The organism is Acidobacteriota bacterium (genome assembly GCA_016703965.1).
Taxonomy (GTDB): domain Bacteria; phylum Acidobacteriota; class Blastocatellia; order Pyrinomonadales; family Pyrinomonadaceae; genus OLB17.
The window spans coordinates 137574-162388 of the sequence record JADJBB010000021.1 but is presented as its reverse complement, the minus strand read 5'-3'; the positions used below and the strand labels follow the sequence as shown (position 1 = coordinate 162388).

Annotated in this window: 21 protein-coding genes; 7 read left to right on the top strand and 14 right to left on the bottom strand. The window is 52.6% G+C overall.

Annotated features, from left to right (window positions below; all coding sequences use genetic code 11):
* Window positions 1-28 precede the first annotated feature (28 nt).
* The 4 genes from IPG22_08055 (at window position 29) to IPG22_08040 (ending at window position 4238) form a co-directional block, all read left to right on the top strand.
* Window positions 29-721: a DUF305 domain-containing protein gene (locus IPG22_08055; protein MBK6588232.1), complete on the top strand. Its 693-nt coding sequence runs from the start codon at window positions 29-31 to the stop codon at window positions 719-721.
* A 10-nt stretch (window positions 722-731) separates the two neighbouring features.
* On the top strand, window positions 732-2660 hold the full coding sequence (locus tag IPG22_08050) for a hypothetical protein (GenBank protein MBK6588231.1): 1929 nt from the start codon (window positions 732-734) through the stop codon (window positions 2658-2660).
* 224 nt (window positions 2661-2884) lie between these two features.
* Window positions 2885-3544 carry a dihydrofolate reductase family protein gene (locus IPG22_08045; protein ID MBK6588230.1) on the top strand — a complete coding sequence of 220 codons (660 nt, stop codon included), beginning with the start codon at window positions 2885-2887 and terminating at the stop codon, window positions 3542-3544.
* 97 nt (window positions 3545-3641) lie between these two features.
* Entirely contained in the window at window positions 3642-4238 is a 597-nt protein-coding gene (locus IPG22_08040; GenBank protein ID MBK6588229.1) for a hypothetical protein, read from the top strand.
* Between the two features lie 12 nt (window positions 4239-4250).
* Here IPG22_08040 and IPG22_08035 read toward each other — a convergent pair whose 3' ends face one another.
* On the bottom strand, window positions 4251-5051 hold the full coding sequence (locus IPG22_08035; GenBank protein MBK6588228.1) for a hypothetical protein: 801 nt from the start codon (window positions 5049-5051) through the stop codon (window positions 4251-4253).
* 99 nt (window positions 5052-5150) lie between these two features.
* Window positions 5151-6779 carry a hypothetical protein gene (locus tag IPG22_08030; protein MBK6588227.1) on the bottom strand — a complete coding sequence of 543 codons (1629 nt, stop codon included), beginning with the start codon at window positions 6777-6779 and terminating at the stop codon, window positions 5151-5153.
* A 277-nt stretch (window positions 6780-7056) separates the two neighbouring features.
* Here IPG22_08030 and IPG22_08025 point away from each other — a divergent pair, with 277 nt between their 5' ends.
* Window positions 7057-9264, top strand: a complete 2208-nt coding sequence (locus IPG22_08025) for a peptidylprolyl isomerase (protein ID MBK6588226.1) — start codon at window positions 7057-7059, stop codon at window positions 9262-9264.
* A 139-nt stretch (window positions 9265-9403) separates the two neighbouring features.
* Window positions 9404-9898, top strand: coding sequence for a DUF4112 domain-containing protein (locus IPG22_08020; protein MBK6588225.1), 495 nt, complete (start codon window positions 9404-9406; stop codon window positions 9896-9898).
* An 80-nt stretch (window positions 9899-9978) separates the two neighbouring features.
* On the opposite strand, the gene IPG22_08015 is transcribed toward IPG22_08020, so the two are convergent.
* The 8 genes from IPG22_08015 to IPG22_07980 form a co-directional block, all read right to left on the bottom strand.
* Complete coding sequence (locus tag IPG22_08015; protein MBK6588224.1) at window positions 9979-10446, bottom strand: TlpA family protein disulfide reductase; 468 nt, start codon at window positions 10444-10446, stop codon at window positions 9979-9981.
* An 87-nt stretch (window positions 10447-10533) separates the two neighbouring features.
* Complete coding sequence (locus IPG22_08010; GenBank protein MBK6588223.1) at window positions 10534-11115, bottom strand: peroxiredoxin; 582 nt, start codon at window positions 11113-11115, stop codon at window positions 10534-10536.
* A 115-nt stretch (window positions 11116-11230) separates the two neighbouring features.
* The gene (locus IPG22_08005) at window positions 11231-11632 is read right to left on the bottom strand and encodes a transcriptional repressor (GenBank protein ID MBK6588222.1); all 402 of its coding nucleotides are present in this window, start codon (window positions 11630-11632) and stop codon (window positions 11231-11233) included.
* Between the two features lie 243 nt (window positions 11633-11875).
* A complete protein-coding gene (locus IPG22_08000) occupies window positions 11876-12922 on the bottom strand; it encodes a hypothetical protein (GenBank protein ID MBK6588221.1) in 1047 nt (348 codons plus the stop codon).
* A 27-nt stretch (window positions 12923-12949) separates the two neighbouring features.
* On the bottom strand, window positions 12950-13651 hold the full coding sequence (locus tag IPG22_07995; GenBank protein ID MBK6588220.1) for a hypothetical protein: 702 nt from the start codon (window positions 13649-13651) through the stop codon (window positions 12950-12952).
* 38 nt (window positions 13652-13689) lie between these two features.
* A complete protein-coding gene (locus IPG22_07990) occupies window positions 13690-14337 on the bottom strand; it encodes a sigma-70 family RNA polymerase sigma factor (protein ID MBK6588219.1) in 648 nt (215 codons plus the stop codon).
* 543 nt (window positions 14338-14880) lie between these two features.
* Window positions 14881-16002, bottom strand: a complete 1122-nt coding sequence (locus tag IPG22_07985; protein ID MBK6588218.1) for a VWA domain-containing protein — start codon at window positions 16000-16002, stop codon at window positions 14881-14883.
* 52 nt (window positions 16003-16054) lie between these two features.
* On the bottom strand, window positions 16055-17125 hold the full coding sequence (locus IPG22_07980; GenBank protein MBK6588217.1) for an SDR family oxidoreductase: 1071 nt from the start codon (window positions 17123-17125) through the stop codon (window positions 16055-16057).
* Window positions 17126-17247: 122 nt separating this feature from the next.
* Here IPG22_07980 and IPG22_07975 point away from each other — a divergent pair, with 122 nt between their 5' ends.
* Window positions 17248-17547: a hypothetical protein gene (locus IPG22_07975; GenBank protein MBK6588216.1), complete on the top strand. Its 300-nt coding sequence runs from the start codon at window positions 17248-17250 to the stop codon at window positions 17545-17547.
* Here IPG22_07975 and IPG22_07970 read toward each other — a convergent pair.
* From IPG22_07970 to IPG22_07955, 4 genes are read right to left on the bottom strand one after another with little or no spacing between them, the layout of a single operon-like run.
* Window positions 17544-18530 carry an NAD(P)H-quinone oxidoreductase gene (locus tag IPG22_07970; GenBank protein MBK6588215.1) on the bottom strand — a complete coding sequence of 329 codons (987 nt, stop codon included), beginning with the start codon at window positions 18528-18530 and terminating at the stop codon, window positions 17544-17546. The genes IPG22_07975 and IPG22_07970 overlap by 4 nt on opposite strands.
* The gene (locus IPG22_07965; GenBank protein MBK6588214.1) at window positions 18530-20236 is read right to left on the bottom strand and encodes a TolC family protein; all 1707 of its coding nucleotides are present in this window, start codon (window positions 20234-20236) and stop codon (window positions 18530-18532) included. The genes IPG22_07970 and IPG22_07965 overlap by 1 nt, the downstream gene beginning before the upstream one ends.
* A gap of 52 nt (window positions 20237-20288) precedes the next feature.
* The gene (locus IPG22_07960; GenBank protein ID MBK6588213.1) at window positions 20289-23486 is read right to left on the bottom strand and encodes an efflux RND transporter permease subunit; all 3198 of its coding nucleotides are present in this window, start codon (window positions 23484-23486) and stop codon (window positions 20289-20291) included.
* 15 nt (window positions 23487-23501) lie between these two features.
* Window positions 23502-24806: an efflux RND transporter periplasmic adaptor subunit gene (locus IPG22_07955; protein MBK6588212.1), complete on the bottom strand. Its 1305-nt coding sequence runs from the start codon at window positions 24804-24806 to the stop codon at window positions 23502-23504.
* Window positions 24807-24815 lie beyond the last annotated feature (9 nt).

Genomic DNA, 24815 nt, shown 5'->3' with positions numbered 1-24815 from the left:
CGTATCTAGTCGTGTACCAATTCGAATTATGCTCGATCGCAATACGTCTAAGTTGTTTCGTTTAACCGCCGGTTTCGGACTTGCCTGTGCATTTTCGCTTCCCGGTTTTGCTCAGCAGTCCGACGATCGGCCGGTGATTGTCCGTCCCGGCGCTCCCGGCCAGCCGACCAAGGTTTTACCTGCCGATACAAAACCAAACCTACCGCCGCGTTCGCTAAAAGACGTCGAGTTCATGCAGGGAATGATCATGCATCACGCCCAGGCTGTAGAAATGGGGGCTTTGATCGAGGAGCGGACCCAGAACAAAGAGCTTCGCACGCTTGGTGCCCGCATCAGCCATTCACAATCCGACGAAATGAATTTCATGAAACGCTGGCTTATAGCTCGCGGAGAATCGACGTCAATGAAAATGGCGGGAATGGGCGGAATGGAAATGGACATGCCCGGTATGGACCACAGCAAACACAACATGCTCATGCCGGGAATGCTCACTCCGAGACAGATGGACGCCTTGAAAAAGGCGAAAGGAGCCGAGTTCGACATGCTATTTTTGACCGGAATGATCCAGCATCACGGTGGAGCGCTTACGATGGTCAAGGAACTTTACGACACCGCCGGGGCCGGTCAGGATGCTGAGCTTTTCAATTTCACGACCGATGTCGACAGCGGCCAGCGTGCCGAGATCAAGATAATGCAGACCATGCTTGATAAAAAGCCATAGAGGAGAAACGATGAATCAGATCCGTACCGTTACAGTTCGTTTATTAGCTGCTTCGCTATTTTTATGTTCGGCACTTGCTGCCGGAGTCTTTGCGCAGGGCCTCGAAAAAGCTCCGCCGCTGCCCGCTGGAATGACCGGTTCAAACCCGGACGATCCGCGTTCAAAATTGTCACCCGGTCTATTTGACGCCGGCGAAGCCGCGATGGGAATCAAGCATCTGATGCTGCTCAGAAAGCCCGATGCTTTCCAGCTCGGCGTCGACCCAAACAGCCCGAAGGTCGATAAGGCCTTGACCGCGTTGGGCGTTCCTCCGGGAGCTCAGATCCCCGCGGCGATGAAAATGAGCTTTGCCGGACTCGCATTCGCTAATTCCGACATCGCCTTTCAGGGTAATCACCTTTTCCTGGGGAACTTCTACGGGATGAATATCTATGACATCTCGGATCCGGCAAAAGCAAAGCTCGTGACGTCGATGCTCTGTCCGGGTGGGCAGGGCGATGTTTCTGTCTATAAGAATTTGATGTTCATGTCGGTCGAGATGCCGAATGGCCGTATCGATTGTGGTGAACAGGGATTTGCTCCGCCACCACCGCCGGCAGCCGGTCAGGCTCCGCAGCAAGGGCCGCCAGCCGCGCAGAAAGACCGTTTCCGCGGTGTCAGGATCTTTGATATTTCAGACATCAGGAGCCCAAAGCAGGTTGGTTTTGTTCAGACATGCCGCGGTTCGCACACGCATACGCTGGTGACCGATCCTAAGGACAGCTCGAACATTTACGTTTATGTTTCCGGTACATCATTTGTTCGACAGGATGAAGAATTAGGAGGGTGCTCGGGCGGTACGCCGGATAAGAATCCGAATACAGCACTTTTCCGCATCGACGTTATCAAGGTCCCGCTGGCCGCGCCGCAGGATGCGAAGATCGTTTCGAGTCCGAGGATCTTTGGCGATCAGGCGACCGGCAAGATCAACGCGCTGACCGATGCCGGATCGCATGAGAATAAGGGCCGTCCGGTCGAGACCGATCAGTGTCACGACATCACAGTTTACCCTGAGATCGGCCTGGCTGCCGGAGCGTGCTCGGGCAACGGGATTTTACTTGATATCAAAGATCCAGCAAATCCAAAGCGCATTGAGGCAGTAAACGACCCCAATTATGCCTACTGGCACTCAGCATCATTCTCGAACGACGGCAAAAAGGTCGTCTACACCGACGAATGGGGTGGGGGAATGGGTGCTCGCTGCCGTGCGACCGATCCTAACAAATGGGGAGCCAACGCGATCTTTAACCTGAACGGCGGCAAACTTGCGTTCGCTAACTATTACAAACTGCCGGCTGCCCAGACCGACAGCGAGAATTGCGTGGCGCATAACGGTTCGCTCGTTCCTGTTCCGGGCCGCGATCTGAAGATCCAGGCATGGTATCAGGGCGGCATTTCGCTGATGGATTTCACCGACGCTGCAAACCCGATGGAGATCGCATATTTTGACCGCGGCCCGATCGATCCTAATATGATCGTGCTCGCCGGTTCCTGGTCGGCATATTGGTACAACGGCCGTATCTACTCGTCTGAGATCGCACGTGGCCTCGACATCTTTGAACTGGCACCGACCAAGTTTATGACGCAGAACGAGATCGATGCGGCAAAAACGGTCCAGGTACCTTCATTGAACGTGCAGATGCAGGAGAAGATCCGTTGGGGCAACCAACTTGTCGTTGCGAAAGCGTACCTCGACCAGCTTGAGCGTTCGCAAGGCCTATCGGCAGGCGAGATCGCGTCGATGAGAGATGCTATCAAGAAAGCCGAAGGCTCAAAGAATGCGAAAGACCTAAAATCGTCCGCAGCATCGGCGGAGAAAGCTGCCAAGTCCGCCAAGAATGCAACGGACGCAGCCCGCCTCAAAGCCTTGGCTAATGTGCTGAAGCAGCCTACGTTCTAGTATGTCCCTTTACTCGTTCAGCCGCTGTAAACCGCAGCGGCTGAACGACTTACACTCAAAAAAAATGCAAACAAGATCGCTTCTGTTCGCAACGCTGTTTCTGACAGCGTTTTTTTGATACGGCGCCGTGATGCAAAGTAGGTCACGGCTTTGTTTCCCGTAGACAAAGGGATGATTATTGGTCGGAATTCGAGGTCATAGAGATCGGAGGAAAATTCTAAATTATGTCAAAAGTAGTGGTTCAGGCATTTGGAATGTCGCTCGACGGTTTTTCGGCCGGGCCGGATCAGAGTCTGGAGGCACCGCTCGGAACGACCGGGCCCGAGATCATGGATTGGTTTTTTCCAACGAAAACATTCATCAGCCAGCACGGCGGTGGAGACGGCGGCGAGACGGGGATCGATGACGGCTTTGCGGCAGAGTCGATGGCTGGCAAAGGTGCGTGGATACTTGGGCGTAATATGTTCGGGCCGATCCGCGGCCCTTGGCTCGACGATGAGTGGAAGGGTTGGTGGGGCGACGAACCGCCTTATCATGTTCCTGCCTTTGTGCTGACGAATCACCCTCGTGATCCGCTCGTGATGAAAGGCGGCACAACGTTCCACTTCGTCACGGACGGCATTCATTCGGCTCTCGAACAGGCTAAGGCCGCAGCGGGCGACAAAGACATCCGCATCGGCGGCGGCCCCGCAACCCTCCGCCAATATATGCAGGCACGCCTGATCGACGAACTCCACATCGCCGTCCGTCCAATAATCCTGGGCCGCGGCGAACCGCTCTTCACCGGCCTCGACCTTCGCGAACTCGGCTACAAGGTCGACAAATATGTTCCCGGCGAGCGGGCTGTGCACGTATTCGTAAAGAGACTATTGGCTGAAAAATAACGCTGGCGACAATAGAAATTGACAGCAGTTAAAATAAAAATTGTTTTTTTATCCCAAATGCCTTACCGTTACGGAAAAGGCCTGTGAGGTATTAAACATGAAAGGACTTTTCCATTTGATGTTGTTAATCGCATTGCTTTCGGTTCTTCCAATTGGGGCAAGTGCTCAAACGAACTTACTAATTAATTCCAGAGCGGATGAGGGTGCGATCAGCTGGCGTTCGAGCGGGAAAACTTCCATCGAGGATCAGAATGGCAATAGCGTCTTCGTAATTCGTGATAATTGTCTTGCGAACTTCAGCCAAAAAGTTGGGATTGGCGAGAAGGACGCCGCCAAATTCGCATTGCTGATAGGCAAAGGTTCTAGCGAACGAATAAATCCGGACGGTGCGATCACTGGTTTGCCTTACCTATACGGATCCATGTTAAGTTCCTCGTCCGAACGAGGAGGTACGATCTCCGATTATCTACAGGGCCAGGCAATGCTTCTTAATACAAAAGTAGCGGACGAGTGGGGTACGATGTACGGTATTTTTCCGGTTCCGAAAGGAACCGTAGCGATCCAATTCATGCTTAATCAGGCGGAGAGAAGAGGCGTACCGCCAAACGGATCGGCAGCACGATTCGATGATCTCGGTTTGTATCTCTTCGACTCGCGCGAGGAAGCTCTAAAATTTATTGAAACCTATAAGTAAGATCGTAAACGTCTATAAACTTGCGAGCTTATAAATGCCAGTAGTCAACCTTTCGGCAAAGCCCTCATCTACGAGTTGATGATTCGCCCGGCCAGATTCCCAGCGATAAAAGCCGAATTTTTTTGAGAGGTCGCCGAGCAGGGTCATTCCGTTGACTGTCAAAAACGTGCGGGCTAGTTCGCTGACGGCTTCGTCTCTGGGCATTTTTATGGCGAGTTCGTCGGGGAAACGGGCTTCGGCGAGGGTCCAGATGTAGGTGAATTTTGGGACGTAGAGAACCTCTTGCGGGACGACCTTCATGTGCTTTTGGAGCTCGTCGATGGCTTTGGTAAGGTCGGCTTTGTTTTCGAATCCGCACTCGGAGCGCAGATCGGCAGTAGCCATTTCCCACTCCTTGCGAAGGACTTTCAAAACCTTTTGGGCGTTTGCGGAGAGCGTTTCCTTTTCTTCTTTTCGCGTGCAGCCCCAGATCGAGTTAAAGACCGGGATCATTCGCGGGGCGAGGAACCAGGAATTGCCTTTTACCAATTTCCCGTAGTAGACCTTGCCTCTCGCAACGACTTCGTCCTTCAGCACCCACGCCCGGCTCGCTTCATAGTCTTTTTGCACGGTGGGCGGCATGTGAGCATCGCGGCGTCCGCAGACGGCGATGTAAACCGACGGCAGTTCTTTGCGGATGTCTGTCATCCCAAGGCAAAACCCCAGATCCTCGACCATCGCCTCGACCTGCTCGGCGGTGTCGACCTTGAGCGATTCCTCGCGATGCCATTTGCGGTCGCGATATTGTTCGATCTCTTCCGGAAGGTCTCTCACGAGAATATTTAACCACAAGGCCACCGAGAACACAGAGTTAAAAAAAGGCCGGGTACCATTTAGCCCGGCCGTAACTGATCTGGTTTTTGGAGGGGATCTTTATCGATCACGCTGCAGTGGTGACGAGGAAACGACCGTGATCGTCGAGCCCTGCTGAAGTTGAATGTCACCTTTGCCCTGGATAGCAACAGTTCCGGCTCCGCCGCCGCCGCCGATGATGGCTCCGAGGACAGCACCTTTTCCTCCTCCGGCGATGGCCCCGATCACTGCACCGATTCCGGCTCCGATACCGCCGCGTTTGGCGGTTTGTTTGGTCTGGCTTTCGCCTTTTATCGTGCCTTCGTTATCGACGGTCGCGTTCTTGCCGTTCAGTGCCTGCACCGACTGTAGATTACCAGCAAAATCGTAGGTTTGGCCGTTTCGGAGCGTGATCTTCTCAAAATTTAGAGTGACCTTTGGCTCGCCGTTGATGGCCCCTGAACGCTGCAGATTACTAATGTAACCCTCGACAGTCGCACCGCGGAATTCGTCGGGCGACTGCACCGTCATCTTAAAACGATCATTGTTCTGCGAGACCTTCGTGTTGATCTCGTTATCCAAAATGCCTGTGATGCTGACCCCGTTCGGCACGGTGTAATTACCGGGACGCGATGTCACGGCCGATGGCGCCCCAACGCGGCCTCCGCTATTTCCGTTGTTTACGCCCGTGCCGCCGTTCGAGATCGTTCCCGAATTATCATTGTCTGAATAGCCGCCGTTCGGGTCCGAAGATGCCGTCGCCGAGCCGCTCTTGATCCCGAGCTGTGCGACCGAATCGGTCTTGTTGTAGACGCTTTCAGCAAAGACGGTCTGGTTCAGATAGTCGGTAGTGATACGGCGTGACACCTTCAGCACTTTGCCATCGCTTTCGGAAACAAATGTGATCGTATAATCCGTTTCGCCGCCGAGACTTGAGACTACGAGTTTGTCCCCCGTGAGAGTGGCTTTCATACGGATCGTCTTGCCGCTCGGCGATTGCTCGGTCTTTTCACGGCCGTCGGCCGTGAAAAGAACCGGCGATGCATTCGTGGTCGCAAGTGTCACCTGATTGCCGCGAATATCCAGAGCGATCTGCTCCGGAGCGGTGAGTTTTTCTTTGAGGTCCGCACCCTGCTCGGCACCGAGTTTGGTGTCGGTAATTACGTCATCCACATTCTCACTGCGGGCGGCATCGAGGTCATAAGTGCCCGAAAGCCCAACGCTTAGCGTCTTACCGACGATCGGTGCGGGGCGGTAATTGTCGTCCTGTGCGCTGCTGCGGTTATTCCAGTTCGTTGTAATGCCATAATTCGTGCCCAGGCGGTCGATCTGCCGGCGAACGCCGGCCCAGTCGTCCTCGACCCGCTGATTTTGTCGGTTGGATCGCATAAATTCATCGATCCGACGTGCGGCCGCGACGATAGCACTTATGTCATCGCGATTCTCACGCCTGCGGTCGTAAAGATCCTGAAACTGCTGCACACTGTTCCGTAATGACCTGATATCGGCCGAAACCTCGGAAAGCTGATCGCCGTTAGACGACGTGCTCTGCATCTGATATCGAAGGTTCGTCTCAAAATCCTCGATCTTCGAATTAAGGCTGCGGACCGCATCGCGAATATCGCGATCATCACGCTTCTGTGCCGTGGCAAGCCCCGTCAACCCAAGAACCAGCGACAAGATCATCACCGAAAACGACAAACTGTTCATCAAATTTTTCATCATTAACCTCGCAAAAGCGCCAGTCGGAATGTGCGCGAACTATTCCGCGTTGTTATGAAGCATATTTCGTGCCATTGGTTGTTTTGCTTCCGCCGAGCCATCGAGAGTAATGTGCTAAAATTTCCTGATTAGCGATAAAATGCGGTTTTTTGGAAGATTATCTTTAAGGCGGCGAGTGGTACGATTCGGTGCCGGGTATTTTCACCTAGACCATATCGTGCGCTCTATCTACGTTTCCGATCCGCATGCTGATTCCTGAACCATAATGAAAAGACTCTTCATATTGATCTACTTAATAGTGATGCTGGCAGTTTCCGCGGCTGCTCAAAAGCTCCATTCGCCAAAGATCGACTCTTACGTCCTACCCGACGACCTGCATATCCAGATCGTCAAAGCCGAAGACTCGCGCGATCCGGCTCCGGTCGTCGCGATGCTGACGAACGTAAATTCGGCGATACGCTACCGAGCGGCGCTCGCTGCCGGACGGATCGGTGATGATAAGGCTCTGCCGGGCCTGACCGCTTTGCTTTCGGACAGCGTCGTAGAAGTGCGAGCGATGGCGGCGTTTGCTATCGGCGAAGTTGAGTCTGCAAAAGGCGCCGATGCGATCCTGAAAGTTCTAAATGATCCGGCCGCTCCACACCAGGTCAGGGCACGAGCCGTCGAAGCCGCCGGCAAGATCGCCGCGGCCAATCCGCGTGATGCGAAAACGAAAGACCTTGGCGATGCCATCGTCAACACTCTAAGAACTGAAGATGTACGTGGAGAAAAGCAGGATCACGACGTTGTCCTGATGGCGATAACTGCTGCGCTAAGGGCGAGGCCGGCCGGAGCAGATGCCGCGGTTGCGAAATTTCTCACAAGCACTAACGCCAGAATTCGCGGCGATGCCGGGAATACACTTTCGCGGCTGCGTGCCAAAAATGCTAACGCCGAACTGCGTTCGATGCTCCGCCGCGACCCTGATGTGAACGCTCGCGCAAATGCCGCCAGGGCCCTCGGTGCTGCCGAGGACAAAGAAGCTTACGACCTTTTGCTCGATGCCGCTGTAAATGGCGATGATCAGCGTGTGCGCGTGTCGGCGATCAGGTCGCTCGGTTCACTGAAAGAGGATAAGGCTCTCGAACCTCTTGTAGAACACGGAAACAAACTAATAGAGCAGGCGAAAAAGACGCGTTCGGCAAACCCGTCCGAAAAGACAGAGTTGCTCGAGATAGCGGCCGTTGTCGGCCGGCTCGTGCCGAATTCTTACAATGACAAGGCAGTTGATTTCCTGCAGGCGCTTCGAAAACTCGATCGTTTTCGATCAGGCGAGACAGAAACGGCTCTTGCGACGGTTGCTCCGAGCGGTTATGTCGGTGAATTCAACCTCGATAACAACGGCTATTCCGACTGGCGGGTGGCCGATGCTTATGCCGACGGCCTCGGGGTGATCGCGGCTTCGACCGATGCGAAGCTGAAACTGAAAGGAGCCGAGGCACTTACGAAGTTCATTGCCGGCATGGCAACAGGGGTTAAACCTCGATATCAGAGCGAAATGTTGAAAGCGATCCCTGGGCTTCAGCGGACGAATGCAGCATTTAAACCCGATAATCTAAACGACATTCTGAGGAACATGCTCAAGAATGAGGACGTCAATGTCCGGGCTGCAGCGGCTGATCTGATCGCCTCGCAACCTCAGTCGAAAGAGAACACGGATGCGTTGAAAAGCGCTTTCAGCTTTTCATTTATCCGCGATAGACGATCAGATGATGCGTTGCTCGGGATAATGGGAGCACTCTATCGGCTGAACAAAAAGGAATCCGTCGGTATCCTGCTGACAGCCCTCAACTCACCGAATTACCTGATCCGCCGGCGAGCGATCCAGCAACTCTCAGATGCTGAGCTGCAGAAGGAATCTCCGGGCGTTCCCGTTTCTCTCGAAGAAGCCAGGAAGAATGGCAAGGACAAAGTCATGCCGTATTCGCCGATGGCAGGATCGTTTTTGGGACAGGTTTTGAACAAAGACGCTGATTATCGCCGTGCTCTGTCGCGTAAGAATGGATCGGCGACCGCTGTATTTCAAACCTCAAAAGGCAATTTCTCGATCTCACTCAACGGCGGTGATGCCCCGCTAACGGTGGATAATTTTATCCAGCTAGCTCGACGCGGATATTTCAACGGTGCCGAGGTTCACCGCGTGGTCGCGAATTTCGTCATGCAGGATGGCGATCCGACCGGGACCGGCTCGGGCGGGCCGGGACTTTCGATCCGCTGCGAGATCAACATGGCGGAGTTCGAACGCGGCTCGGTCGGCATGGCCCTTTCGGGCAAAGACACCGGCGGTTCGCAATGGTTCGTCGACCACGCACCACAGCCGCACCTCGACGGCGGCTACACGGTTTTTGGTAAAGTGAACGAAACCGGCATGAAGGTCGTAGATAGTATTGTTCGTGGCGACAAGATCCTGCGTGTGACCATAATTGGAAGATGATAGCCACAGAGTGCACAGAGAGAATGGATAGTGTTGTGGCGATCGAAGTGCATCAAAACGCGGCCTTTTGACCAGTTTCGGGGCGAAGATGCTCCTTCAAGGGATAAAAATCTCTCTGTGCCCTCTGTGGCTAGAACATATGGACGAACTCGATCTCCAGCAAAAGCAGATCCAGGTCGAAAAAGGGCTTGACGAGCTTTCGTATTATCTTGACGGGCTGTTTCGTGTTCCCGGCGTAGGTTGGCGGTTTGGGCTGGATGCTTTGATAGGGTTGATCCCGAATGTGGGCGATACGCTGACGTCGTTTGCTTCGTTTTATATCTTATTTGCGGGCGTTCGCTACGGCGTGCCGAAGATAACGCTTTTGCGAATGGCATTCAATATCGGGCTTGATTACGTGGTCGGAATGGTACCGTTCATCGGCGATGCGTTCGATTTTGTTTGGAAGGCGAATAAGCAGAACATGGATCTGATCCGAACACGGGCGGCGGGCCATGGCACCGGGACGACGAGCGATTATGTCTTTGTTTTCGGGCTCATCGGGTTGCTCATTTGCGTACTGATCTTCTCGATACTCGCCAGCATATATGTGCTTGCATGGCTAGCAATTGCGATAACGAATGCGACGATATAATTCGCGCACACGCAAGAACAAACAAAAAATGGGCGGTCAGAGGAAACTCTGACCGCCCTTAGCGTTGTTAGGAAAAAGTATTAAGCCGTCGCGGCATGAGCCGGGAACATCTTATCGAGAGCACCCTGCAGCACGCTGATGCCGAATTCGCCGGCGGCGCGTGTTTTGAGCTTGCCCTCTGCATCGAATAAATAATATACGGGCACCCAACCTTGTTCGTTTAAAAATGCGTCTTTAACTTTATGAAGGCTGTCGACCGCCGTGGGTTCGGTGATCTTGTTTGCCTCGATAGCTTCGTTTACCGTATCGAGATCGGTATCGGCCTCGTAACGCGGCATGTGGACCGCGATCGTCTTAAGCCCGAGCTCTCCGTACTTTGCCTTCAACTCGTTGAGCTGCGGCATTTTTTCTTTGCAGATTCCGCACGAAACGGCCCAAAAGTGGACCAGCACAGGATGGCCTTTGGCGTGTTCTAATGTGTCTTCGAGAGATCCGTTGAACCACGTGGTAGCTCCTTCGAGCGACGGCATCTCATCTCCAATTCTCATTGGCATAGTAAATCTCCTGGAAAAACTTGCCACAGAGAACACAGAGAAATTCTTTATGGATCTCTGCGTTCTCTGTGGCTAAGATCTTTATACTTTCAAGTTTTCCTGACCTGGTTTCCAGTCAGCCGAGCACAGACCGCCGGTCTGCAGGCCCTGCAGGACGCGGAGTGTTTCGTCGACCGAGCGTCCGATGTTGAGATCGTGGACGACTGCATATTGCAGAACGCCGTCAGGGTTGATGATGTAGAGGCCGCGAAGAGCAATATTGGCTTCCTCGACCAGGATGTTGTACGCACGAGCAAGTTTACCGCCTACGTCAGATGCGAGCGGGTATTTCAGCCCTTCGATGCCGTTTTTGTCCCGCGGCGTGTTGATCCAAGCGCGGTGCGAGTGGACCGAATCGGTCGAGATGCCGAGAACTTCGGCTCCAACGCCGTTGAGTTCGTCCAAACGATCCGAAAAAGCGGTCAGCTCGGTCGGGCAGACGAACGTGAAATCGAGCGGGTAGAACAAAAGGATGAGCCATTTGCCCTTGTAGTCCGAAAGCTTGACGTTCTCGGCGAGCGTCTGCATATTCTTGGTCGACGGCATGTTAAAATCCGGTGCCGGTTTGCCGACTTTCGCCAAGGTGGTCGTGTTTTCTGTTGCAGTTCCTGTAGCTGTTGACATGTGTTTTATATATCTCCTTATTTATGATTTGCCACCGAGAACACAGAGAGAATGAGGAATTAAAAAACGATTGCTAATAATTAAGAGCCTCTCTTGCTCTCTGTGTTCTCTGCGGCTAAGTTCTTACGCAGTCCGGGCAAAGGCCCCTTAAAGTAAATTCTAAAAATTCGGGCTTAAATTTCGACATCGCTGCGGCCCGGTTCACCAGTTCCTCCGGATGATCCATTTCGATATCGACCAGCTTGCCGCACGCTGTGCAGATCGCATGATCGTGCCGGGCGGTCATTCGGTCGAATCGGCTTGCACCATTGCCAAACTGTATCTCGGCAATATGTCCGGCCTCTTTCAAAAACCTTAGCGAGTTGTAAACCGTCGCAAACGAAATGCTCGGCAGCTTCGCCTTGGCCTCCGCAAAAACCTCATTCGCCGTCAAATGCGAATGCGACTCACGAATGACCGACAAAACTACCTCCCGCTGCCGCGTTAAACCTAAATTTTGTGTTGATGTAAATTCCATGATCACCACTTGTAGTTAGAATAATTCTAATTCCAGCCGTTGTCAAGTGCGGATGAGTCTGGGCTCTTGTGCTGTTACAAAAAAGCCGGGCGGACATCGGTCCGCCCGGAAAGAGTTGATCGACTTGTGGGAACCTTTTGGAGCCACTCACGCACTGACTCAAGCCTCGTGTCTTGGCGACAGGCGAGAAAAAAAAGGCGGACACGCGGTCCGCCTTGAGGAGCTAGACTCTGCAGGGAAAGTCTATGGCTTGCCGGCTTTGGCCGGGGATGAGACCATGACGGTTTTTGGAGCGGTTGGGGCTTTCCCGGCTGCTGCAGGGCTTGTTACGCGATAGACAGTTCCATTCTCAGAAACCTTCTTGTATTCGGTCGGAACCGCAAACAGAGACGGATCGGGTTCGCTGCGGACGATGTTCGTCAGCTTATAGGTCTGCTCGCCGGAACGCGGATCGGTATTTTTCGAGTAAACGACCATTCCGATCTCCTTTGAGTACCAACGCTCGTAAACGATCTCGATCGGACGCTCGTTGCCGATCGCACCTGCGGGAATGGTCGTCGTGCGGCGTGTTCCTTCGGCAGATACGCCTTCGAAATCACGGGTGCCGAGTTCTTCCGTTCGGGTTTCATACTTTGGCCCACCTGCCTTTGAAAGCACGAGCGGTTCACCCTGGACGCTGATCCCCTGAGCCGCGATCGCCGGAACGGTCTGAATGCTCAGCGGAACACCGACTTTGAGCTCACCATTAAGCTTGGTGGCGGTCGTGGCGAGCACTTTAGCCTTCCGGACTTCGGCCATCTCGGCTTCGCCTAGTTTGGAACCGGCGATCGTGATCGATTTCTGGCCAGCCGGCATTTCGATAACGCGAGCCGTTTTCAGATCCGAATCGAGGACGTATTTTTGTCCCTGAACAGGATTTGAGATCGAAACTCCGTCACCGAACGAGAACGTAGTTCCAAAAACGTTGCCGAAAGCCGATTTGCCCTCCCGGCGTATGCGGCCCTCGCTGTTGCGCCAGAACTTCGAGGTCGAGCTGCGGACTATGCGGTTGCCATCGGCGAGTGTCTGCACGCTTTCATTTACTTCATCCGCTTGCAGCGGTGAATTCTTCTGTATGCCGAATCCCTGAGCCGAGGCGAGTTCAGCGACGACCTTTGCCTGCAGGTTATATACCTGAGCTGCTTCAGCGTATGCCTTCGTGGCCTCGACCGGAGCCTTTGCTGCCGGTTCCTGAGCCATAGCTGCACCGGCGGCCGACACGATAATTAGTGTACTAACAAAAATCTTCATTTTTCTCTCCTAATGATACAAACAGATCTAATCGATCATGCGGATGGCGCGTGTGACGCCGTCGCGGCCGATCAGTAGATCGGCTTTTATGACCGTGTCGTCATTCTCGAGCGGAATGTTGACACCGAGTGCAAAAAGCGATGAACGTTTCATTTCAACTCTGACCACCTGGCCGCCGCCGGACATTTCGTCCGGGTCACCGGTGTATGAAACCGGTAGAAAACGCGTGTCCGGTTCCGCAATGCGCCGCGGCCTGCTGACAGGCTCGGTACGCAGTAAGATTGCCTTTTCGGCCTTCGGTTCGTCTTTGGTCGTACGGTCCGCCGAAAGTTTTCCAGTGATCGGCTGAGGAGGAACCTCGGACCGTACGACCTCCGGATCGGCAATATCCGGAACCTTACTATTTACTACTTGAACCGGTGCCTTGATCGTGGTTGTCTCTGGTTTACTGGGTATATATTTGCTAGGTGTATAAAGATAAATTGCTCCGGCGGCAGCGAGAACGGTTAACGCCATTCCCGAATATGCTATGACGTAACGGCGAACCGGTGATGTTTTGCGAAGCTCAGCGATCGACGCGGCCTGATCTGCTGCGATACGCTCTCTGACGAGGGAAAAGAGGTCGGGCTTTGCGACAATATCATCTATCACGGTCGCCGCGAGCGGCTCGGTATCGAACAGGCGTTTGCCTATCTGGTCGAGCTTTTGATTGTCATATCCTTTTTTCATTTCTCTCACTAAACACGACGATATCTAAGGGGCCGCGGTTACAAAAACCTTTTCAAAACCTTTCTCACAGCCGCCCGGGCACGCCATGCTTTGATCTTTACATTTGACCGCGACCAGCCAAAGATCTCCGCGATATCGACCGTCGACATCTCGTCCGAATACAGCATCTGCAGCAGCATTCTGTCTTCATCTGGGATCATTGCGAGCAGCTTCTCGGCAAGGTCGCGATCGAGTAAGGTCTTTTCGGCGGTGAGCGATGTGTCAGCGGTGAGCTGCAGCAATGCATCGGCCTCGGCTTCGGAAAGTTCGCAGTTCAGGCGTTCGGGTTTTCGCCTTTGGCTGCGAAGGACGTCAAAACTTGTGTTTGTCGTGATGCGGACCAGCCAGCTTGAGAGCGAACGATCATATTTACCCTGGAAGTTCTTTAGTTCTGTAAAGGCCTTGGCAAAGGCGATCTGGACGATCTCCTCGACCTCTTCCGGCCGTTTGAAATAGCGGCTGGCGATGATCGCGACGAGCCGTTTGTGACGGTCAAATATTTCCTCGAAAGCAAACGCATCACCCGCGAGAACCAGATCGACCAGTTGATTATCCGTCCGCTCGACGCACACATGCGCATCGGTGCTCATATCGTCAGCCCGATGAATAAAGTTCTCTTTCTGCAATGCCGTTTGGTAACTGCTCATTCGAGATCGAGTTTTGATACCCGTCGAAACCAATGACGAAGCAGCGGCCGCGACGGTTACAAACTATTCATTCACTACCGATAGCGACGGCTCCGGAGCGAAAGCCCGCGCGTCAGCAAGCACGGATCCTCAAAGCCGAGCATCATGAAAACTCCTACGAGTAAAAACCAATTTTTGTTTTGTACAACTGAATTTTTGGCAGGGCGGATCGCTCATCCTTCGAGCGGATCTTATGTATTCTTCCGGTGCGTGCTCCGGTGGAATTTTGGTAAAGAAAAAACCGTCCGAAAAACGTTTGACCAATCAGCCAAAAACCTCTACCAATCGCGGCGATGCACTTTACCTATCGGCGAAAAAGTGCCCGACAGGGCCCAAAACAACTTTACCAAGGAACTCCAATCAGCAGAGCAACTTACATAGATCCGTATCAGCCGAAACGGAAAGTGTGAAACGATTCACACTTTTGAAACCACCCTGAATTGGGCGTTTATGCGGTGAACTTACGGAACAGAAAATTAAACCAAAATAGTTTCCCCCAAAAACTCACTTCGCTCGTTCGATCACGAGCCGGCGCCTCGCCTGAACGACCAGGCCGGCACGTTTCGAGGTGACGTCGATCACGCGCTCGGCAACGCCGCGGCTTTCGGTGACCGGGAATTTGGGCGTATACGTGACGACGTATGACGCGTCGATCATCCGGGCTACGAGCGATGCCTTTTCCTTCATTTCATCAACTCCGGCGGGTGAAATGAACTCGCCATTCGTATCCTCAGCCAGCTTTGCGAGCTGCTCCTCGCTGGTTTTTAGATCGGCCTTCCGGGCTTTCATTTTGTTGATCAGCGTACGGTCTAAATTGATAGTTGGGCCGACCTTGACGCCTTTGTCTTTGACGCCGTTTGGCAGCGTAGCTTGTATCTCGTCCGGCATCGCTTTGGGCGGCGGCGAATTCGAAATGCCCTTGGTCCGCGGCTCGATATCGGCCGCCTCCATTGACGTGTAACTAAGTACATGCACGCTGATATCTGTTCCAAGCAAGCTCTGAAAAGCATCGAACTTTTCAGAGGAACGCCCAAGGCTGTCAGTGCCGTCCGTGATCAGAACCAGATGCCGGTTGTCGTTCGGAGTTTTTAATAGGTATTCCGTAGCTAGTTTCAAAGCGTCAACAAAAACAGAGCGACGGCCAAATTTGGTTCGTTTTATCGCATCAGCTATTTCCGCTCTATTCTCTGACCATTCCGAAACGATCTCAGCCTTATCACTGTATTGGAGTATTGAAACAGCATCACCGGCACGGAGCGAATTTATAACGCCAAGGGCGACCTTTCGCGTCGTATCCAGCGACTTGATGCTGCGAAGTTCACCGCCCGTATCCATTACGATCAGGACGTTTGCCGGAATACGACGAACGCTCTCAGGCACGTGGATGATATTGTTTTCGGTGATCACCAGGTCTTTCGTCGTGACATCGCGAAAGAACTCGCCATTCTGATCAAAAGCAAGGACGTTCAGCTTTATCTCTTCAGTGACGACCTTTAACGTTTCATCAACGGGTGTAGGAGTTGGCGTCGGCTGAACGCGGCCGCTTTGAGCGTTGATAAATGCTGAACAAACAAAGATCGTCACAACAGCCAGCGCCGACCTTTTGGCAAGTAAAAATGATCTCATCACAAGGTATGATGCCGGGAACAGTTGAATCTTTGTATATCCACCGATGGGACTATAATTTCGGGTTTTCTTCTACGAAATCTATGAGGTTGCCGACATAGCTTGCAAAGCCCGGACATGTAATGCCGTGTGAACTTAGAAGTTCGCTCGAGAGGCCCGTATCGTAGGTCTGCGAAAGAAAAAAGTACGGGACGGCGTTGTGTGGTAACCCGGTGACGGCCGGGGAAATGCCGGTGTGAAGAAACCATTCGGCGATACGCATCGGCAACTGAAACTCCGAACGCCTGCCGCTGAGATCCTTGGCGATTACATCAAATATCTCGGTAGTCGTCAGCGGTGCCGGATCGGCTATCGCGACCGTTTTTCCGATCGTTTTTAGGTCACGCGATAGAGCGGCAATGCTCTCGACCACGAAATCGACCGGCACAAGGTTGAGCCGTACCGATGGATTGCCGATATTGACCAGTCGAAGGATCGAAGGCATTTTTCGCAAGTAATTTATCAGATAGTAAATGCCGTCATATTTTACTGTTTCTCCGGTCATTGAATCACCGACGACCACCGACGGCCGAAAGATCGTTACGGGCAGATGACTTTTCAACTTATCGACCTCGATCTCAGCCAGATATTTGGTTTCCTCGTAAAAATTACGAAAGCCGGCCTTGTGTTCAAGATCAGTCTCGAGGATGACGCCGTTGCGGTTTCCGGCTACATAACACGTCGAAACGTAGTTGTAACGGCGAAGATTCTTGACGGAGCAGACGAGATCGTTTACGTGCCTTGTGCCCTCGAGGTTGACCTTGAACGCAACATCTTTCGAAACGCCCAGGTCATACGCCGCAGCCAGGTGGAAAACGTCGGTCGTTTCGTACTGGATCGTCTGGAGATCGTCGTTCGTGATGCCAAGATTAGGCAGCGTGATATCGCCTTCGACAATGACAAAGCTCTCAAGTGGTATCTGGTGGATCTCTGCGATGGCTTCGAGTTCCGAAATTGCCTTATGAACAAAATGCGGCTGAACCAGAACAAAAAATTGGGTCTCGGGCTTAATTAAGAGTTCGAGTAGTCGTCCGGCTATGAAGCCGGGGAAACCTGTAATAAAGATCGACTCGCGATAAAGCATAGAACCTCTCTATTTTATCAACTTCCCGAATGATTTGCGGGTACGTCTATTCAAATCATTCAAAAAAAGTGTTTACAGAGGTTCAGATGCTATGCTAAGTTTATGGACGCTCTTGTAAGTGTATGAAAATCCAGGAAATGAGGTCGGGCATCCTGCATCGAAATAGGAAACCTGACCCTGCAAAACGAAATAATGTTTTTGAGATGCGTTCGATCAGCGAGCCAATATTTGATGACGTACTGCCGAGCGCGATCGAAAGCGAGCTGGAAAAACCAATGTGGTCCGTCGTTTCATTTAACCAGCGGCAGGCAGGCGCTTTGACGTATAAGCAGGCCGCAGATCTACTATCGGAATTAGATGCCTACGATATTCCCGGACTGTGTATCATTACCGACGATGCGGCATCGAGATTGAAAAGCTAAAACTCCAGCACTACCTTTCCAAAAGTCTTATTTGACCCCAGATATTTGTAGGCATTGACCACTTCGCCAGCGGCGAAAACGTGGTCGAGATTGGGTCGGATAGCGCCTGAAATCAGGTGCGGGATAATGTCGCGGACGAAACTGCTTGTTGCGGCCGCTTTCTCTTTCTTCGATCGTGCCCGGAGGACTGTTCCGATTATCTGCGCCCGTTTCTGCAGAACCTTCGAGAGATCAAATTCCGCCTGGGCTCCGGAAGTAAGACCAACCAGGATCAAACGCCCTCGCAGAGCAAGACTCTGAATATTCTCCTGAAAATAGGCGGCTCCGACAAGATCGAGGATGATATCGGCGCCTTTACCTGCGCTGGCAGACAAGACCTCTTCTGAAAAAAAAGGCGGATCGCCGACTGTTAGCCCGACGTCCAACCCAAGGTTCTTGCACTGTTCGATCTTATCCGGTGTTCGCGATGTTCCAATTACGAAACAGCCATTCGCCTTCGCGATTTGCATCCCGGCAAGGCCGACTCCGGAGCCGACAGCGTGGATCAAAACCTCGTCACCAGCTGCCATTCCACATTGGGTTACAAGTGCGTCGTGCGCGGTAATGAACGCTTCGGGTATTGCCGCTGCTTCGTTGAAACTTAGATTATCAGGGATCCTTGCGATCAGAGATCCATCGGTCAAGAGAAATTCAGCCTGAGCCTCACCGGCGGTGATACCGAAGACGCGTTCGCCGATCTTCCAATCCTCGACCGCTTCGCCAACTGCCGCGATCTCTCCGGCGAATTCCAGTCCCGGGATGTTCGGCGAGTAACCCGGCGGCGGCGGATAGTGGCCGCGAGCCTGGATCAGATCAGCGCGATTTAAACCCGCCGATTTAACCCGAACTAAGACCTGTTCGTCCTGCAGATGAGCTGGTTCTGCAACTTCGCTCACCGAAACATCCAGATCGGGCCCGAAGCTTTTTATAAAAACTGCTTTCACTATTTTTTTAGTCTTGGAACGATGTTCTTTGCCTTCAGAGAATTTCCGGTAGCTCGTTCGAGGTCAGCGATCGCTTTATTGAGCTCTGTTCGAGCTCGCAGTTCATTACTTCGGGCGACGGTTAGAGCGGTTTGGCGTTCAAGAACCTTGTATATATCGGATTGTCCCTCATCTAGCTTTCTTTGCTCGGATTCGTACTGTTTTACCGAATTTTCTCGAGCAACAGCCGCGAACCGTAATCGAGCTTCCCCTGTTCGGATCGCCTGCAGGGCATTTCGTACGTCAACCTGGATCGCCTGCTCGAGCTGTTCGCGTTGGGTTTCAAGGCGTTCGGCCTCGACTTTTGCTCTGCCGAGTTGAGCCTCGGCCGTTTTATCGCCGAAGAGCGGCAAATTAAAATTAATGCCGAATCGCAGCACAGGATAACGGTTGGCAAAAAGGCCCGCGAACGGATTTCCGGTCAACAGAGCAAGGTTCGCCTGCTGCTGAATGCACGCCGGCGAGGTCGGGTTGGTCGAGCACGGCGTCGGGAACGTCGGGCTGAAGTTAGGATTCTGGCTGCCGCCTATGCCCGATGTATTGTAGCTAGCAAAAAAGTCAACCTGCGGCTTGGTCTGTTCCTTATAGAGCTTTTGATCGAGAGAATTGATCTCTTTTTGAGTCGTATTTATCTCGAGCTCAGCTCGATTGACCAGAGCGAGATCCATTGCCTCGGTAACCGTTACTCGCGGTATGTCACGCTCAACCGATTCTGTCGGCGTGAGAGCTTCGTTCCAGATATCTCCGTTTCGGTTCGGCGACACCAGATTCTTAAGAGAATTTTCCGCGATATTTACGAGATTTAAAGCGTCATAAACAGCTTGCTCGAAATTCGCCACCTGGGTTTCAGCCGCCACAATATCGATGGGGGCGAGCTGGCCTTCGTTGACCAAGCGACGGTTGTGTTCGAGCTGAGATTTGGCATCGCGAAGGGCTTCTCGTTGAACCTGCAGATTTCTCAGGCCGTATGTCAGATCCCAATAAGATTTTTCGACGCCGGAGACGATCTCGATAGAACGCTGCTGGAATTGCGTATCGGTCAGCGAAATATTACGCTTTGCGATCTCGATCGTTCGCCTGGTCTGATCAAATTTGCGCCCGCGAAACAGCGGCTGGTTCACGGAAAAGCTTAGGCCGGTATTATATTGCGGACTCAGGATCGAGATAGGGTTATCGGTCGAGACCCGCGAGTTATTGAAGCCGCCAGTAAAGACAGTTCCGTATTTTGGAGCAAATGCCTGAAGTTGTGCATTACCGACGAGTGAACCGACCGTATTTTTCTGATTATTGCTGAAAATACTTACGTTTGCCGTTGTAGAACGATCATAATAAGCCGTGCCTGACAATCGCGGCTGGTAGAATCCCCGCGCGGCGGCGAGGTCAAATTCGGCTATCGAAACACCCTTGCGTGAAACCTCAATATCTTTGTTGTTTTCCAGCGCAAGCTCGACCGCCTCCCTGAGCGAAAGGGCTCTCTGCCGGAGCATGTCGACGCCTACACGCCCCAGATCAGGCTGCGAACGCTTGTCGGACCTGTAGTCCGGCGCGATCGAGGGAACGCCTTTTATCTCATCCGGAGTCGTCGTTTGTACATCATTTACGACCGGAGTGGGTGTCGGCGTTGGCGACGCGTCCTGGGCACAGAGATCCGTGCCGCAAGCAGCCAAAATTAATAATAAAATTAAATAAAAATGCCGATACATATAAAAAGGGCCGTAATTATTTGCCAATAAGTGAACTTGCCGTTGAGGCAACACGCCGCTTCATACCCCCAAATAACCATGAGCCAAAGCGGTTGACATACCTGAACAATCGAAGCTCAGCCAGATCGTCGAATAAAGAGTAGAAAACTGGAACGGCTAGCAATGTCAGAAGCAGACACATCGACTGACCGCCGACCACGAGCACGCCGATCGACCTGTTTGTCCCGGAACCCGCGCCAGTCGATACAACCAGCGGAAGCATACCGGCGACTAGGGCGATCGTTGTCATCAGGATCGGACGGAGTCGGTCGCGATTGGCTTGTATGATCGCGTCGTATCGCGACATTCCCGTGGAACGCAAATGGTTTGTATGGTCGATCTGTAAGATCGCGTTTTTCTTGACGACGCCGAAAAGTAAAAGCAGTCCGAGTCCGGAGAAGATGTTGACCGTTTGCCCAGCGATCAGAAGACTAAAGATGCCGAATGGTATTGAAAGCGGTAGTGTCAGAAGGATCGTGACCGGGTGAATAAAGGATTCGAACTGGGCTGCCAGCACTATGTACATAAAGATAAATGACAGTGCGAACGCAAGCAGAAAGTAGAACCCGGCTTTTCCCATCTCCTTAGATTGGCCGACGTATCCAGTACGATAGGTCGCCGGGAGATCCAGATCTTTGACGTAGCTGTCAATTGCCGACGTTATGCTCGCGGCCGAACCACCCGGCCTAGTGTTACCAAGGATCGTCACCTGACGCTGCCGGTTAGTTCGGTCCACCGAACTTGGCCCGGTTCCGGATGATGATGAAACGACCCGATCCAGGGTAACCCAGCCTAGCTTGCTAGATGGGACGATAACGCGTTTCAATCCTTCCACGCTCGTTCGGTATGGATTTATTGCACGAACACGCACCTCATATTGATCGGTTCCCGAACTGAACGTTGTTGCTTCTTGTCCGGCAACCAGAGTATTCAACGCTTGCGAGACATCACCAACGCGAACACCAAGGTCCGCGGCTGTGTCACGATCCACGGAGAGCCGTACTTCGGGCTTGCCGCTGATCAACGTAGAGTCAACGTCGACCGCGTCCGGGATAGTTTTCATTTTCGCCATGATCTTGTCGGAATACTCAGACAGTTTTGCCAGATCAGGGCCGGCGATCATGAATTGAACGTTTGCATTTCGAAAGCCGCCGCCGGAGAAGGCTTGAACAGGTTGAACGCCGGTACGCAACTCGGGCGGAAATTTCGCCGAGATCAGATCGCGAGTTTCAGCCATTAGCTGTTCCTGCGATTTTTGCCGGTCTTTGATGTCGCTCAGCTTCACATAGATCGTTCCCGCGTTAACTACTTGCTGCTGCCCGCCACCGACGGTCGCAAGCGTGTCAGTCACCCCCGGAAGTTTGCGTATCTCGGCAGCAATTCGTTCGAACATTAAGGACGAAGCCGTCAAACTTGAGCCTTCAGGAACGCGAACGGAGACCTCATACTGAGATTGATCGTCCACAGGCAAAAAGTTCTTACCAACGGACATGAATAGTGGAACGATGCTTATAAAAACAAGCAGACAAAGAGTGACGATCACCCATCGATGGTTCATTGAGAACCGAAGCAGCGAAGCGTAACCCCGATCAAGAATTCTGAACCAGCCGGTGTATTTGCTGTCGTTCTGAACCGGCTCGATCATTCCATCGCCTTTTATTTCTTCCTTCTCTTTTTCGGTTTCAGGCGTTTCCTTATGTTTTTTTATCAACCTGGCCGCGAGCATCGGCGTTAGGGTGAATGAAACGATCAAGGAAACAAGCACGGCGAAGGATGCGGTCAGGCCAAAGGAAGACATGAATCGGCCGACGATTCCCTGCATGAAGCCGATCGGCACGAACACCGCCATCAGCGAAAGAGTTGTTGCCAGGACCGCCAATCCGATCTCCCGCGTTCCTTCTATCGCCGCCTGGAAAGGATTCATCCCCTTTTCCTCAACGAATCGATAGATGTTCTCGAGTACGACAATTGCGTCGTCAATAACGATACCCACCATGAGCGTAAGGCTCAGCATGGTTATCGAATTGAGCGTATATCCCATCGCATACATCAGGGCAAATGTTGAAATAATTGAGGTAGGGATCGCCAGCCCGGCGATCAGGGTCGAGCGGAAACTCCACAGGAACAGGAAAACCACGATCGCAGCAAGGATCGAACCGACGATCAAATGTTCTTCGATGGCATGAAGAGAATTCTCAATGAAAATTGAGTTATCACCGATTATCCGAACCTGATAGCTCTTCGGCAGGGTCGGCAGGATCTCATTGAGTTTTTCTTTTACTGCCCGAGCAGTAGCTACGGTATTTTGGCCTGACTGTTTCGCGACGATAAGGGTTACTGCGGGCTGGCCATTAAGGCGGGCCTCGGAACGCAGTTCCTGGGCTCCGTCCTCAACGTAGCCCAGGTCCTTTACCTTAACTTGATAGGCTCCACGCGTGGCTACGACAACGTCGCTGAATTCCTCTACCTTCTGGATCTTACCCACGGTTCGCACACTGGTTTCCGTCTGACCTTCATCCAGGCGACCGCTCGGAAATTCCATGTTCTGGATCTTCAGGGAGCCGGAAACTTCGGCAGGTGTTACATTGTACGAACGCATTTTGTCCGGATCGACCCAGACGTTGATCTGCCGTTCCTGACCACCGATGATCGTGATCTGGCCGACGCCGTTTACGGATTCGATAGGTTCTTTGATCTTCTTGCGGGCAAGTTCGGTGATCTCGCGGATCGACGTGGGAGCTGAAACCGTCACACGAAGTACCGGTGCAGCGTCAGTATCTAACTTCTGAACGGTCGGCTGTTCCGCTGTTTCAGGAAGGTTAGGGATCACCGTCTGAACGCGGTTCTCTACCTCTTGAGCGGCAACGTTAACGTCCTTTTCCAAGACGAATTGGACAAAAACCTGCGATATACCTTCAATTGAGGATGAACGCAACTCGTCGATACCGCTGATGGTATTGACAGCTTCTTCAACCTTGTCGGTTATTTCGGTTTCGATCTCCTGCGGCGAAGCCCCGGGATTTACTACCGTGATGGTTATGGTCGGGAAGTCGATCTTGGGAAATAGATCGACCCCAAGACTCAGGAACGAAAACGCGCCCACGACAACGAGCGACAAGATCAACATCGTCGCAAACACAGGACGCTTTACACAAACTTCAGCTAACCACTGCATAATTCTTGCCCCTTGTTAATTCACCTGACGGACGAAGATCCCGTCGAACAATTCATTGAGATTGCTGGTCGCGATCGTTTCCCCTTCAGCTATACCCTGTTTAACCTGGATAAGGTCGTTCTCCAGCAGTCCCGTCTGAATAAGGCGTTCGCGAACCGCCCCGTCCTTCACCACATATACTTTATTGAGGTCACCTTCGGTCTTTATCGCAGAGGCCGGGATCATGACTGCGTTCTCTGGTTTTGATTGCGTGACACGAACCGTTGCGAACTGACCTGGTTTGAGCAGTCCGTCGCCATTTGGGACTTCGGCCTCGACGATCAGTGTGCGGGCCGTCGTGTTTACATTTGGCAGGATCCGTACGACCGTGCCGGCGAATGTGCGTTCGGGATACGCACTGGTTTGCATCGAGATTCCCTGGCCGACCGCAACCTTACCGATCGATGCTTCTGGAACGTCGATCCGCAATCGAAGTGATGACGTACGGACGATCGTTGCGACCTTAGTATTAGGGGCGTTTGGCGTGAGGAATTCTCCGAGGTCGGCAACACGCTCTGAAACGTATCCGCTGATCGGTGCCAGAATCACCATGTCTGATATCGCCTTTCGCGCCTGATCGATCTGTGTTTCCGAGGTCGTAACCGCACTCTTTGCAGCTGCGACCTGAGCCTCGGCAGAATTAATGGCTTTTACCGCGACCGCTGCATTGGAGCGAGCTTCGTCAAGCTGGCCGAGCAACGCATCACGCTGCGACCGCCGCTGATCAAGGATCGATCTGGAAACGTCACCAGTTGCATAAAGCTTTTCAGCCCGGGCTAATTCCTTTTCTGCGAGAACGAGGTTAGCCTTGGTAGATTTGACCTGCGAAAAGGTCTCGATATCGAATACCTCGCCGTCCTTCACGCCAAGGCGGATCTGGGCCTGCCGAAGTGCTGCGATCGCAGTTCCAACCGCTTTTTTCTGCTGTTCAACTTGGGCCTGAGCCTGTTCGAGCCGGATGCGAGCGTCACGGTCGTCCATTCTTACAAGAACGCTACCCTTGGTGACGTAGCTTCCGACGTCAAAATTAACCTCGACGACCTTGCCGCCTACGACCGGTGCGACATCCGTCTGGGCATCGCTCGCAAGGTTACCGGTCGCTTCAAAATAGGTCGGTATTTGCCGCGTAATTGCCTGAGCCGTATTGATGTCAACTGTCGTCGGTTGCGCACTGCTTGAGTTCGCATTGGTATTTGCGCCTCGCGAACCGCACCCCGTAAAGGCGAGTAGCGTCGACAGGGCGACAGCCAGAGTTGTAACGTTAAAAGTCCTACTTCTCATCATTAGTAA

What these genes read in the sequence shown, in the direction of transcription:
- IPG22_08055 (MBK6588232.1), top strand. Translation starts at nt 29, where the DNA reads ATGCTCGATCGCAATACGTCTAAGTTGTTTCGTTTAACCGCCGGTTTC.
- IPG22_08050 (MBK6588231.1), top strand. Translation starts at nt 732, where the DNA reads ATGAATCAGATCCGTACCGTTACAGTTCGTTTATTAGCTGCTTCGCTA.
- IPG22_08045 (MBK6588230.1), top strand. Translation starts at nt 2,885, where the DNA reads ATGTCAAAAGTAGTGGTTCAGGCATTTGGAATGTCGCTCGACGGTTTT.
- IPG22_08040 (MBK6588229.1), top strand. Translation starts at nt 3,642, where the DNA reads ATGAAAGGACTTTTCCATTTGATGTTGTTAATCGCATTGCTTTCGGTT.
- IPG22_08030 (MBK6588227.1), bottom strand. Translation starts at nt 6,779, where the DNA reads ATGAACAGTTTGTCGTTTTCGGTGATGATCTTGTCGCTGGTTCTTGGG.
- IPG22_08025 (MBK6588226.1), top strand. Translation starts at nt 7,057, where the DNA reads ATGAAAAGACTCTTCATATTGATCTACTTAATAGTGATGCTGGCAGTT.
- IPG22_08020 (MBK6588225.1), top strand. Translation starts at nt 9,404, where the DNA reads ATGGACGAACTCGATCTCCAGCAAAAGCAGATCCAGGTCGAAAAAGGG.
- IPG22_08015 (MBK6588224.1), bottom strand. Translation starts at nt 10,446, where the DNA reads ATGAGAATTGGAGATGAGATGCCGTCGCTCGAAGGAGCTACCACGTGG.
- IPG22_08010 (MBK6588223.1), bottom strand. Translation starts at nt 11,115, where the DNA reads ATGTCAACAGCTACAGGAACTGCAACAGAAAACACGACCACCTTGGCG.
- IPG22_08005 (MBK6588222.1), bottom strand. Translation starts at nt 11,632, where the DNA reads ATGGAATTTACATCAACACAAAATTTAGGTTTAACGCGGCAGCGGGAG.
- IPG22_08000 (MBK6588221.1), bottom strand. Translation starts at nt 12,922, where the DNA reads ATGAAGATTTTTGTTAGTACACTAATTATCGTGTCGGCCGCCGGTGCA.
- IPG22_07995 (MBK6588220.1), bottom strand. Translation starts at nt 13,651, where the DNA reads ATGAAAAAAGGATATGACAATCAAAAGCTCGACCAGATAGGCAAACGC.
- IPG22_07990 (MBK6588219.1), bottom strand. Translation starts at nt 14,337, where the DNA reads ATGAGCAGTTACCAAACGGCATTGCAGAAAGAGAACTTTATTCATCGG.
- IPG22_07985 (MBK6588218.1), bottom strand. Translation starts at nt 16,002, where the DNA reads ATGAGATCATTTTTACTTGCCAAAAGGTCGGCGCTGGCTGTTGTGACG.
- IPG22_07980 (MBK6588217.1), bottom strand. Translation starts at nt 17,125, where the DNA reads ATGCTTTATCGCGAGTCGATCTTTATTACAGGTTTCCCCGGCTTCATA.
- IPG22_07975 (MBK6588216.1), top strand. Translation starts at nt 17,248, where the DNA reads ATGAAAATCCAGGAAATGAGGTCGGGCATCCTGCATCGAAATAGGAAA.
- IPG22_07960 (MBK6588213.1), bottom strand. Translation starts at nt 23,486, where the DNA reads ATGCAGTGGTTAGCTGAAGTTTGTGTAAAGCGTCCTGTGTTTGCGACG.
- IPG22_07955 (MBK6588212.1), bottom strand. Translation starts at nt 24,806, where the DNA reads ATGAGAAGTAGGACTTTTAACGTTACAACTCTGGCTGTCGCCCTGTCG.